11 protein-coding genes are annotated in these 12,171 nt (G+C 46.3%); 5 read left to right on the top strand and 6 right to left on the bottom strand.

The genetic code is table 11. The features are described 5' to 3' along the window. Positions 1 to 206 precede the first annotated feature (206 nt). On the top strand, positions 207 to 2,753 hold the full coding sequence (locus CAG69_RS11145; protein WP_161444181.1) for a glycosyl hydrolase family 18 protein: 2,547 nt from the start codon (positions 207 to 209) through the stop codon (positions 2,751 to 2,753). 174 nt (positions 2,754 to 2,927) lie between these two features. Here CAG69_RS11145 and CAG69_RS11150 read toward each other — a convergent pair whose 3' ends face one another. Continuing rightward, entirely contained in the window at positions 2,928 to 3,785 is an 858-nt protein-coding gene (locus CAG69_RS11150) for an alpha/beta fold hydrolase (protein WP_006740936.1), read from the bottom strand. A gap of 130 nt (positions 3,786 to 3,915) precedes the next feature. Beyond that, complete coding sequence (locus CAG69_RS11155; protein ID WP_005392013.1) at positions 3,916 to 4,506, bottom strand: TetR/AcrR family transcriptional regulator; 591 nt, start codon at positions 4,504 to 4,506, stop codon at positions 3,916 to 3,918. A gap of 251 nt (positions 4,507 to 4,757) precedes the next feature. On the opposite strand from CAG69_RS11155, the gene CAG69_RS11160 reads away from it, so the two are divergent. Both CAG69_RS11160 and nhaD read left to right on the top strand, forming a co-directional pair. Next, positions 4,758 to 5,783, top strand: a complete 1,026-nt coding sequence (locus CAG69_RS11160; RefSeq protein ID WP_161444183.1) for an acyltransferase — start codon at positions 4,758 to 4,760, stop codon at positions 5,781 to 5,783. A 420-nt stretch (positions 5,784 to 6,203) separates the two neighbouring features. Then, a complete protein-coding gene (gene nhaD / locus CAG69_RS11165) occupies positions 6,204 to 7,634 on the top strand; it encodes a sodium:proton antiporter NhaD (RefSeq protein WP_005392020.1) in 1,431 nt (476 codons plus the stop codon). Positions 7,635 to 7,671: 37 nt separating this feature from the next. Here nhaD and CAG69_RS11170 read toward each other — a convergent pair whose 3' ends face one another. Then, entirely contained in the window at positions 7,672 to 8,067 is a 396-nt protein-coding gene (locus CAG69_RS11170) for a GFA family protein (protein ID WP_161444185.1), read from the bottom strand. Positions 8,068 to 8,268: 201 nt separating this feature from the next. On the opposite strand from CAG69_RS11170, the gene CAG69_RS11175 reads away from it, so the two are divergent. Beyond that, positions 8,269 to 8,877 (top strand): YitT family protein, encoded by a 609-nt coding sequence (locus tag CAG69_RS11175; protein WP_161444188.1) that lies wholly within the window; start codon positions 8,269 to 8,271, stop codon positions 8,875 to 8,877. Positions 8,878 to 8,956: 79 nt separating this feature from the next. Here CAG69_RS11175 and CAG69_RS11180 read toward each other — a convergent pair whose 3' ends face one another. The 3 genes from CAG69_RS11180 to CAG69_RS11190 all read right to left on the bottom strand — a co-directional run bounded on the left by CAG69_RS11180 (position 8,957) and on the right by CAG69_RS11190 (position 11,722). Further along, entirely contained in the window at positions 8,957 to 9,775 is an 819-nt protein-coding gene (locus CAG69_RS11180) for a hypothetical protein (RefSeq protein ID WP_161444190.1), read from the bottom strand. A gap of 100 nt (positions 9,776 to 9,875) precedes the next feature. Next, positions 9,876 to 10,358 carry a methylated-DNA--[protein]-cysteine S-methyltransferase gene (locus CAG69_RS11185; protein WP_161444192.1) on the bottom strand — a complete coding sequence of 161 codons (483 nt, stop codon included), beginning with the start codon at positions 10,356 to 10,358 and terminating at the stop codon, positions 9,876 to 9,878. Further along, entirely contained in the window at positions 10,355 to 11,722 is a 1,368-nt protein-coding gene (locus tag CAG69_RS11190) for an AlkA N-terminal domain-containing protein (RefSeq protein WP_161444194.1), read from the bottom strand. Before CAG69_RS11190 ends, CAG69_RS11185 begins: the two co-directional genes overlap by 4 nt. A gap of 194 nt (positions 11,723 to 11,916) precedes the next feature. On the opposite strand from CAG69_RS11190, the gene CAG69_RS11195 reads away from it, so the two are divergent. Continuing rightward, positions 11,917 to 12,120, top strand: a complete 204-nt coding sequence (locus tag CAG69_RS11195; RefSeq protein ID WP_017633816.1) for a hypothetical protein — start codon at positions 11,917 to 11,919, stop codon at positions 12,118 to 12,120. Positions 12,121 to 12,171: the final 51 nt, after the last annotated feature.

Raw genomic sequence — 12,171 nt, forward strand, 5'->3', positions numbered from 1 at the left:
GACACTTTCTGTGTAACAGAGTGCGAGTTTTAGTTAAGTTCTCTCAAGTGCCTCGAAAACCGTCTTAATTTTTTTTGACGAAAAAAAACTCTCTGAAATGCTGAGTGTGATGCTTTTGCACATGGAGTAAATCCAATCATCTTATCTGGTGCAAGAGCAGCCTATGTTCTAGGTAGAACATGAATCCAAGGATTGAGAGAGAAGTTATGATTCGATTTAACCTATGTGCAGCTGGCGTTGCTTTAGCACTATCAGGTGCTGCAGTTGCGGCTCCAACCGCGCCAAGTATCGATATGTACGGTTCCAACAACCTTCAGTTTTCTAAAATTGAACTCGCGATGGAAACCACGTCAGGCTACTACGACATGGTGAAATACCATGAGCAAGCGAAGATCACTGTTAAGTTTAACCAGTGGAGTGGCACGCCAGGTGATACTTACAACGTCTATTTTGATGGTGCAAAAGTAGCAACCGGCCCAATCACTGGTAGCCAAACAACAGCGACATTTGAATATGGTCAGGGCGGCCTATACCAAATGGAAATCGAGGCGTGTGATGCGACAGGTTGTGCGAAAAGCGCACCATCTGAAATCACGATTGCAGATACCGATGGTTCTCACTTGAAGCCACTGACGATGAATGTTGATCCAAACAACAAAACGTACAATACCGATCCAAGTGTCGTGATGGGTACGTATTTTGTTGAGTGGGGCATCTATGGTCGTGACTACACGGTCGATAACATGCCAGTCGACAACTTGACTCACATCCTTTACGGTTTTATCCCAATTTGTGGCCCAAATGAGTCTGTGAAGTCTGTTGGCGGCAACAGCTTCAATGCACTACAAACCGCTTGTACAGGCGTGCCTGACTACGAAGTCGTGATCCACGACCCTTGGGCCGCTTATCAGAAGAGCTTCCCACAAGCTGGTCATGAATACAGCACACCTATCAAGGGTAACTACGCAATGCTAATGGCATTGAAACAACGTAACCCTGATCTAAAAATCATCCCATCTATCGGTGGCTGGACGCTGTCTGACCCATTCTTCGATTTCGTAGACAAGAAAAACCGAGACACATTCGTCGCATCGGTTAAGAAGTTCCTGAAAACTTGGAAATTCTATGACGGTGTTGATATCGACTGGGAATTCCCAGGTGGCGGCGGTGCAGCCGCGGATAAGGGCGACCCTGTAAACGATGGCCCTGCTTACATCGCACTGATGCGTGAATTGCGCGTAATGCTTGATGAATTAGAAGCTGAGACAGGCCGTACTTACGAGCTAACGTCAGCTATCGGTGTCGGTTACGACAAGATTGAAGACGTAGACTATGCAGATGCGGTTCAATACATGGACTACATCTTCGCGATGACTTACGACTTCTATGGCGGTTGGAACAACGTTCCTGGTCACCAAACTGCGCTTTACTGTGGTTCATTCATGCGCCCTGGTCAGTGTGACGGTAGTGGCGTTGATGAGAACGGCGAACCGTACAAAGGTCCTGCTTACACAGCAGATAACGGCATCCAGCTTCTTCTTGCTCAAGGCGTTCCTGCGAACAAGCTAGTACTTGGTACAGCAATGTACGGTCGTGGCTGGGAAGGCGTAACTCCAGATACGCTAACCGATCCAAATGACCCAATGACAGGTACTGCAACAGGTAAACTGAAGGGCAGCACAGCGCAAGGTGTTTGGGAAGATGGCGTAATCGACTACAAAGGCATTAAGTCATTTATGCTAGGTGCCAACAACACTGGCATCAACGGCTTCGAGTACGGCTATGATGCACAAGCAGAAGCACCATGGGTGTGGAACCGCACAACGGGTGAGTTGATCACATTTGATGACCATCGCTCAGTGCTAGCAAAAGGTAGCTACGCTAAGTCTCTAGGTCTAGCGGGTCTATTCTCTTGGGAAATCGACGCGGATAACGGCGACATTCTCAACGCAATGCACGAAGGTATGGCTGGCGGTGTGGTTCCTCAACCAAACCGTAAACCAACCGCAGCTGCTGGCGCAGATCAATCTGTAACTGGCCCAGCAAGTGTGGTTCTAGATGGTAGCCTATCGAAAGACTCTGACGGTACTATCGCGAGTTACGCGTGGGAACAAGTATCTGGTACAGCAGTGGTACTAGCAGGCGCAGACACAGCGAAAGCAAGCTTTGATGCAGCAGAGGTTACTGTTGAGGAGCAATTAACTTTCAAGCTGACAGTGACTGACAACGAAGGTGCAACGGCATCTGACCTTGTTGTAGTAACTGTGAAGCCAGCAGGTGTGGTTGACCCAGCGAACAATGCGCCAGTAGCGCAAGTTGTTGCTCCAGCAACAGCAAACGCTGGTGACGTTGTGGTTGTAGATGCGTCAGCCTCTAGCGATGCAGACAACGATACTCTTACTTTCAACTGGACGCTTCCTCAAGGTTTGAACGCAACGGTTGAAGGTTCTAAAGTAACTTTCACTGCTGCTGAATACCCGCAAGACACTAGCCTAAGCTTTACCGTAAGTGTGAGCGACGGCAAAGCGTCTTCAACGGCAAGCGCAACTGTTGTTGTTGCACAGCATACCACCGATCCAAACCCTGGTACCTGTGACAACGCATGGGATGCAAGCGCAGTGTACACTGGCGGCAACCAAGTCACTCATGCAGGTAAAACTTGGGAAGCGAAATGGTGGACTCAGGGTGACGATCCTAGCCAATCTGGCGAATGGGGCGTTTGGAAAGAAGTTGGCGTAGCTAACTGTAACTAAGCCCAACCTTGCAGACTTTCTGTAAAGTTAACGATCAAAGGACAGCTTCGGCTGTCCTTTTTTGTTTTTATCTCATAACGAGAAAAGCGATACCATAGACGAAAAACAATCCGAGGTATTACTTTCAAATCGAATTAGCCCAAAACGGACCGAGCCAATTCGCAAGCATGAAGATTACCAAGCACGATCGAGTAAACGGTCAAAACTACTGAAGACTTGTCCACACTTCATCACTCGGCCATGGCCTTGACCTTGCGTTGTCACTAACTCAACATTTTCAATCTCTTCAGCGGCTTGTGCAGAGATACTGTACTTCGTGAACTTATCCTGCTCATCATGAACAATGATGGCTGGAGACGAGCGCTCAGCCAAACGCTTCAGCGGATCAATTGACTGTAATGGGTAACCAAATTGATCTTCAACTTCAGAAACTACGGCATTAAAAAGCTTCATCGAATAACCTGAACGCGCAATGCTACCGAATAGGTTCTCTACGTAATTCAATACCGGTGCAATAAGCAGTAAAGGCTTGTTTTCTAATTTGCTATGTCTGCACTCAAGAGCAGAAGCGGTGCCCATGCTGTGCCCAACTAGACCAACAATATCGTCTACCGTATCTAACACATCTTCTAACCCTTTGACAAAACCCGGAATGTGCCCATACTGCCCTTCACTCTCACCATGTGCTGGATGATCGTATGCCAAAGCGGTGAAACCTTTCGACGCAATATGTTCCATCAACGGATAAAACTGACTTGCGGTGCCAGACCAACCATGAGTTAACACCCAAATAGGTCCAGAGCCCAAAGTGTAGGTTTTGATAATGCCTGCATGTCCTTTAATTTCACCTTTGGCAAGTCCTTGAGGTTCGGTGTTTTTAGGTGCTGTGCGAGCAGGTGTCAGGAGCAACTTACGCGCGGTATTCTTTGCATGGGAAGGGGCCAGCGTATGGTGTAAACGCGTACTGATGTTCACCAAACTGCGCTTAATACTGAAACGTTGCGATGTATTAAAGTAAATTTTTTCACTCATGATTATGTCCTTAACTATCAGCTTCGCACAAAAAATAGAACGGTCGTGCTTTTTATACTGATAAGAAAGAGCGAACTCAGCCGCTCTTTATGATTTTATGTCTACAAATCTGGAAAGCGAATAACTGGTATCAGCCTTTCCAGCGAGAAAATAAGTTGTCGATCCCTTGCCAAAACAGGCGCAAGCTTTCTTCCTCACCTTTAATTGAGTAAAAAACATGCGCACTCAAATAAAGACCGTATAAATCAAACGTTGCTTGGCGTGTATCTAAGTCTGCTGCAAATTCTTGCTTCTCTTTGCCTTTCGTTATTTGGATCTCCAAATAGCTCAGCCAAGTGTCTATGGATTTACGCAGTCCAGCCTGAAGTGGGCAATCTTTATCTGCCGTGTCATTCCAAGCGTCTAGAAACATACAACTTCCTTGAAATGCGTGGTTCCAAGTCATCCAAGAGTCGAGCAACCCTCGAATTTTACGTTCGATATTGCCATCCCCTGCTTCACGAACAGGCTCAATAACTCGGGCGGCGAACACTTTATTGGCGTGCTCCAATACCGATAGTTGTAAATTCAACTTCGAATTGAAGTGGGCAAACAGACCACTTTTCGACATACCGCATTGCTTGGCTAACTCACCAATCGTAAGACTTTCTAATCCGTCTTCGCTGGCGATCTCAAAAGCCCGTTGCAGAATAAACTCTTTTGTCACTTTTCCTTTTTGCATAATCTTATTTTTAGCACGATCGTTCTTTTTTGCAATCTAGAGTTAACTGGTCTAACCATACATTAGTGTCATTTTCGACTCACTAATCACGTATTGAGTTGGTTAATGGGTTAATAATTAAGAAGTTTGAAGTAAGTCTTAAATTTAAACACAGCTTCAGTGTAAGCGCGAGTCTGTTGACTTTTTCACGCATTAATTCAGCCACAACCTGCTACTTTCACCTAAGTTTTTTTATTTAGGTAAGTAATGTAATGGCAAAGAAACAAAAAATAGCCAGCTTAGAGTTTGCGCGTATTATTGCGATGTTTGCAATTATAGGATTGCACTGCCAGATGGCCCTGACATACTGGCAATGGGATGGAATACCGTGGGTTGGCTATATGCTCAACCAATTGGCTCGTTTTGCTGTGCCACTGTTTTTTCTCATTTCTGGTTATCTTATCCAGCCCAAGTTAAGCCGCGCACCTATCGAAACACTAAAAAACTACGCCAAACCACTGATGAAGGTTTGGCTCATTTGGAGCGTGCTCAGTTTATTGATGCCATTCCAGTGGCAAACTGTCGCTGAGGCGGGGTATCTCGCCGAAAGGCAGGGCTACTGGGGCTACTTAATGTCGACCCCGTTCAATTCACTCGTCGAAGGCGGGCTCGTTCACCTGTGGTTTATTCCAGCTCTGGTCATTGCCGTTGCCTTAATTGCCTCCCTCGTGCATATCAATATGGCTCAATTGGTACTGCCAACCGCCGTATTGCTATACATATACGGCGTGTTTGCTGGCAGTTATTCGACCATTACCGATCTGCCAGCGCCTTTCTTTACTCGTAATGGGCCGTTTTTCAGTACTTTGCTGGTAACACTGGGTTATCTAGCACGAGAAGAACAGTGGCGATGGTCGCGAAACAATACGATTCGATGCATTCTTCTTGGTATGGCGCTGCATTTTGGTGAAGCTTATTGGCTAATGCAACACGAGGTCGCTTTTAATTCTCACGACTTCCTGTTTGGTACTGTTATCTGGGCCCTGGGCGTCTTCATGTGGCTCTTAGTCCACCCACATTTTGGCGATATGCCTTGGGTATTCAAACTATCTCCTAGCGTGTTAGGCATTTATGTTAGCCATCTGCTTATGATAATTATAATGATGAATGTCGCTGGATTTATCGGGTTGCAACACCTCGCGAAAGACGCATTTATTTATCCTGCAACGATTGTCGCAACCATAATACTTGTGAAAGCAATTGAGGCTTCGCCGTTGAGAAAATGGCTGCTACGCTAAATCCATTCAGCGCTCGATATAGCTAGCTCTAGCTCAAAAGGGTTAGAGCTAGCCAGTTAAAAATGAGATTTCTCTCTCACTGACCAATTTTTGACTTTCTAATCCTTCAGAATTTGCCGTCACTCACAAAAAACATTGTTCATTTCCTTTAAATTGGCTCGACTATTACAACATTGCTCATTAAACGGAGGCTGTATGTGGGCAGGTCAAGGACTCGTTCCTTTTTTAGAGATTAGCCATTGGTTAACTTACGGTTTGTATGCCGCTGTGGTTTTATTTGGCGCAGCAAGCATTGCGTCACTCAGAAAATAGTGGCGCACACTATCATTTCCTAACTCCTACTGTTAATTCGAGCTCTCTCACAACTAACTCATTAATTTGTGGCTAATATTTCTCCAACCAGACAAAGGAGAAATGTCTATGCCAATCTATCCAATTGTGGCTTTCTGCTGTTTGTTATTCTCTAGCGCCACCTTTGCTGCCCCCACCAATGAACTGAACCTTGTTAATTCTGGTGTCGGTTACGCGGCTCTCATTATCTTTTCGATTGCTTACATACTGGTTATGTTGGAAGAGTATCTGAAAATGAGAAAATCCAAGCCTGTACTGCTCGCTGCAGGGTTAATTTGGATTCTGATTGGCTACACCTTTGCTCAACACAACCAGCCAGAAATCGCCAAATCCGCATTAGAACACAACTTGTTGGAATACGCGGAACTGCTGCTATTTTTGTTAGTAGCGATGACTTACATCAATGCTATGGAAGAGCGCAAACTCTTCGATGCCTTACAGGCGTGGATGGTCGGCAAAGGCTTTGGCTTCAAAAAGCTGTTTTGGCTGACAGGGTTTCTCGCCTTTATTATTTCACCGATTGCCGATAACTTAACCACAGCCCTCTTGATGTGCGCTGTGGTGATGAAAGTCTCCGGTGATAATCCTAGATTCGTGAATCTTGCCTGTATCAACATTGTTATCGCTGCCAACGCTGGCGGTGCATTCAGCCCATTTGGTGACATTACGACCCTGATGGTGTGGCAAGCTGGGCATGTCAGCTTTGCTGAATTCATCCCGTTATTCGTCCCGTCACTGGTGAACTATTTGGTTCCTGCGTTTTTGATGTCACTCTTTGTTCCAAACACCAAACCGAATACGATTCACCAACACGTAGAACTGAAACGCGGCGCGAGACGTATTGTCGCACTATTCATTCTGACGATTGCCACCGCAGTCTCTTTCCACGCTTTGCTGCACTTCCCACCCGTTATGGGCATGATGATGGGCTTGGCCTACTTACAATTTTTCGGCTACTTCTTACGCCAAACACTCAAACATTCTTTGGCAAAAAAAGCGGCTATGGCAATTGCCAATGGCGACGATCACGCATTAAAACGCTTAGGTTCAGTCGTTCCGTTTGACGTGTTCCACCGTGTATCTCGAGCAGAATGGGATACCTTGCTGTTCTTCTACGGCGTAGTGATGTGTGTCGGCGGTTTGAGCTTACTTGGCTATCTCGAACTGGTTTCAAACGTCATGTACAACCAATGGAACCCTGTCTGGGCCAACGTGATGGTTGGTGTTCTATCTGCCATCGTCGATAACATTCCGGTTATGTTTGCTGTACTGACTATGGAACCAAGCATGTCGATGGGGAACTGGTTACTTGTCACATTGACTGCGGGTGTGGGGGGCAGCTTGCTTTCAATTGGCTCTGCGGCAGGTGTCGCATTAATGGGAGCCGCGCGTGGTCAATATACCTTCTTTGGCCACCTAAAATGGGCTCCCGTCATCGCCTTGGGTTATGCGGCCAGTATTGCAGTGCATTTGTGGATGAATAGCGGTTTATTTACCTAAAAGCACCGCGCGTCAGGCGCTTAACTTGCGATATAACCTAACGGTCAGATGGATGGTTAACGCCATCCATCACTTCGATAGTTCCCAATTCATATGGGTTGACGCCCTCTAAACAGCCGACATTGTAGCCGTACTCACTCGGGTCAGAGCGACGCTGATGGTGCGTATAAATACCGCATTCGCCACAGAAAAAGTGCTTCGCTGTGCAAGTGTTAAATTGATACAGCTTCAAAACGTCTTCGCCTTGCACGATACGAACACCATTCAGAGGCACAGATGCCACAATCGCGCCGCGACGTCGACACATGGAGCAATCACATCGTCTCGGCTTCTCAATACCATTAGGTAATGCAAGTTCCAGTTCAACTTTTCCGCAGTGACAACTCAGTCGATGTAATGCGTTGATTTGGGTAGTGCCGACTTTCTTAATCATAACTTTTCCTTATTGTTTTTCTACCTGTGTACATTATGTTAAACAGGCTAGCATCAGCACAATCTTGTCCAAAAACTCGACATTCATCACTTTTCGCGACATTTTATTGGCCGATTTGTTAGTTGCTATTTTGGCAACTGTTTATCGCGTTGGATGGACGTGTTGTCTCCGGCGCGGTTTTTAAACCAAGGAAAAAATTTTATGGATAAAGATCATAGCCTAAGAGAGAACCTCTTGGCTCTGACGCTCGGCAGTGCGTTAGTGTCGCTTGGGGTAATATTTTTCAGCAAAGTAGGATTGCTCACCGGAGGTACGGCTGGTTTGGCGATCTTCCTTACCAAAATGAGTGACTTCAGCTTTGGTCAGATATTTTTCGCTCTCAACCTCCCTTTTTATATTTTGTCTGTAATGCGCATGGGATGGCGCTTCACCATTAATACTTTCATTGCGGTCTCGATTGTTTCTTTTGCGGTCGATCATCTGCACCATGTGATTGAAATTTCACGAATCGAACCTTTCTATGCAGCACTTCTAGGTGGTGGGTTAATTGGAATAGGTATGTTGGTGATTTTCCGTCACAAGATGAGTTTAGGCGGTTTTAACATTCTAGCGTTGTACCTTCAGGAACGTTTTGGAATTAGAGCGGGTAAAGTTCAGATGGCGCTCGATTGTGCCATCGTAGCGATGTCGCTGTTCATTGTGGATGTGCACCTTATCGCTCTATCCGTCCTAGGTGCCGTAGCGACAAACTTGATTTTGGCGATGAACCATAAACCAGGACGATACCAGGCAAAAGCGCAAATAGCTTAATCAACATCGTGTAATGAGTGAACTTACAAAATATGATCCCCGAGCCATTCGCTCGGGGCTTTTTTATTCAACGTTGAGATCATGTCAACGAACTCGTTGTGCAGTATTGCCGCATCCCCACATCCACTTGAGCTTTATATTTCTGGCTAAGATGGAAGTGCACTTGCATCAGCAAATCATGCGCATGGAACAGCTCAAACGCGTCACCACCATTTTGCTGACAAATGGCTTCGCAGCGCTCGGCATGCTGCTTGGCTTGTCCGGCTTCACCCGCTTTGAGTAAACTCATCGCTAAGCGATACTCTGCACGTTCTTCTTGCATCCAACCACCCGCCACTTTCCAGTAATCCAACGCGAGCTTGGCCGCTTCTAGCATCCTCGATTTTTCCATATCCGTGCGCTCAGCCAGCGCTTCATACTGACACGCCAAGTTGTTTGCCGTGATTGCGATAGAGCGCGCTAGCGGCCCTTTAGCATCTTGTGGTGTCATACCTAGCGCGGCTTTCGCCAGCCGTTGGCTCGCCAGCTCAAGCTGAGTAAGTGCAGAAAGTTCATTCGAAATCAGAGCGTAAACTCGGCGTTGGTCTTGCTCTGCTAACAACCCCACACAGTCAGTGCCATCAACGAAAAAGCGCGCAACGGCAATACTGCGTTGCAATGCCGAACTCTCGGCAACCTTGCGTTCATCAAAGTGCTCTAAACAGGTAAGAAACTGTTCTGGGCACTGGAGGTGACCAATCGCGGTGTGCAGCATCAATGCGAATATTCGCTCGATGTGGCTAACGTTTTCCACCTCACTCAGAGCCGTTTCCAATTGAGCATAAGTTTGTTCGGGCTGTGCTTCGTGATGCTGCCAACACTCACTCATGAATGCATCAAAATCCGTTTTGAAAGGCATGTCCTTATTATCCTTTTTCTATTCGTATAACGAATATGAAACTCTACACTATCGTTTCCCCTGTGCAGCACGCTTAGTCACAATATGAGAATCGCCTCACTTAAAGCGGTGTACCTTGCTCCAACGCAAGTAAACGTTGCTTGCGCTCTACTCCACCAGCATACCCTGTCAATTTACCGCTTTTGCCAATAACGCGATGACAAGGCACCACGATAGAAATAGGATTTTTTCCGTTTGCCAACCCAACAGCACGCACAGCTTTAGGGTTGCCAATCGCGTTGGCGAGATCTTGATAGCTCCACGTTTCGCCGTATGGAATGGTCGTTAGTGCCTGCCAAACTTGATTTTGAAAATCCGTGCCTGTAGCCGCCAAAGGCAGATCAAATTCATTGCGTAGGCCAGAAAAATATTCATTCAACTGGGTAACAGCTTGGCGCAAAACCGGATGTTGATCGTCTCGTGCTCCCAGTTCACTCGGCTTAGTGGTGCATGTTTCAAACCAAATGCCAAGCAAGCCCTCAGCGTTAGATTGGATGGTCACCGTTCCTAATAGGCTCGGCATTTCGGTATAAAATGTTTTCATGATTGATTCCATAAGTGAAACGTTGCGTAGCTTCCCCAAGGGGCCGCAGTGTGCGTATTCAGTGATGGGTAACGCTGCATCGCCTTTTTCACCACTAAGTCTTTATCTAAAAAGCAATCGGGTTGAGATTGCCCTCGCAGTTGAGCATAACTGACTGTCCAAGGTCCAATGCCTTTCAAAGCTAGCCACTGCTGGGGGTCGGTTTCTGAGTTGTCCTGCATGAACTGGGCGAAGCGCACTAGCGTCTCTTTACGGCTTTGCGGCATGCGCAAAAAGCTCACGTCGGTATTAGCTATCGCATCTGGTGTCGGGAAAAAGCGTTTTTCTGACTCTCCACTAAGTGTGGTCACCAATAAGTTAAGTTGACCAATCGCCGCTTTAACCGATACTTGTTGGCCTAAAATCGCTCGAACTCCAGCCTCCCATGCATTCCATACACCAGGAATCCGAATACCTTTACTCGACACGAGCCCGGGAGCAACATAATCCAAATGCTGCTCGACAGTACAAATATCGGCGTCAAGATCGAACATACGACGAATGTCAGACACCAAGTTTTGCAGCTTCGTTACATCTTCAATTTCAAACGCTAGCTCTAGGTACCCTTCACCTTTGGTCGCTTTAAACCATGCTTTACTGGTATCCAGACAAACGTTGCGCTGATAACTCTCATCACTCACCAGCTCAACCCCCTCAATCGCTCGTAAACGGTAGAAGTTCAACATGTGCTGCCAATTCAATTCACCTCGATAAGGCAAGGCAATTCGATTGCTACCCATACCGTCAAACTCTTTGCGACGGACTTGAGAAGGCGTCAATTTGAGAAACTTTTGGAAAGCATCGTTAAAGCGGCGTGTACTATTAAAACCGGCGGCGAAGCCTACTTCCGTGACCGACATAGAACTGGAATGAAGTAACTGTTTGGCGAACATTAATTGTTGATATTGCGCATACTGCTTGGGTGACATGCCTAGATACTGCTCAAACAACATACGTAAGTAGCGATCCGAAATCCCAACACGCTCTGCTAGCTCAGACACCGAGTGATGATGCAGTTCCCCTCGATCAATTAACGAAATCGCTCGTTGAAAGGTCGTTTCTACGCCTTTCCATGCCCAAGAACCCGGCGCGCTATCAGGTCGACAACGCAAACAAGGACGGTACCCCGCTTGGAGAGCTTGCGCTTTATCGGTGAAGTACTCTACATTTTCTTCTTTAGGTAAATTAGCCGGACAAATTGGGCGACAAAAGATCCCCGTTGTTTTCACTGCCACATAAAATCGCCCATCAAAGCGGCTGTCTCGCGCGACTCGCGCCTTATGACACTGCTCGAAAGTCAGTGAGGTATGGGGGTGAATAAACATAGTGCTTTCCTTGCTCATGCCTTTTGTCATTTATTGTTCACAGGCATCGTTCAATATAATGTTATTGTAGCTTGCTTAAGCGCCTACCATTAGCCATTTTCGGAACTCAATATTGAGATTTATTGGCATTAGCGCTTTTGTACACTAAAGTTAGATTCAGAACATCACAACAACGTCGGCTAAAGGGAATTGGCATGGACTTACACACTTGCGTAATTGTACTAAGAAACCAAAAGGTTATTACCAGTAAATCCGTAGATCATTCAATTGGAATTATCGAACGAGACTCAGATAACGAGATCTCAGAAATTCAAATTAATGCCACGGATGGACGTAATATTCGAACCTATCACTATAACAATGTAGAGGAGTCACTAGAGAGCTTAATGAACCTCTGACGGTTTTCTTTAACACACCTTTCTCCCTTGTTAATAGCGAAAGCAATAGAG

It is taken from the genome of Vibrio sp. V43_P6S15P86 (assembly GCF_009904725.1).
GTDB lineage: Bacteria > Pseudomonadota > Gammaproteobacteria > Enterobacterales > Vibrionaceae > Vibrio > Vibrio diabolicus.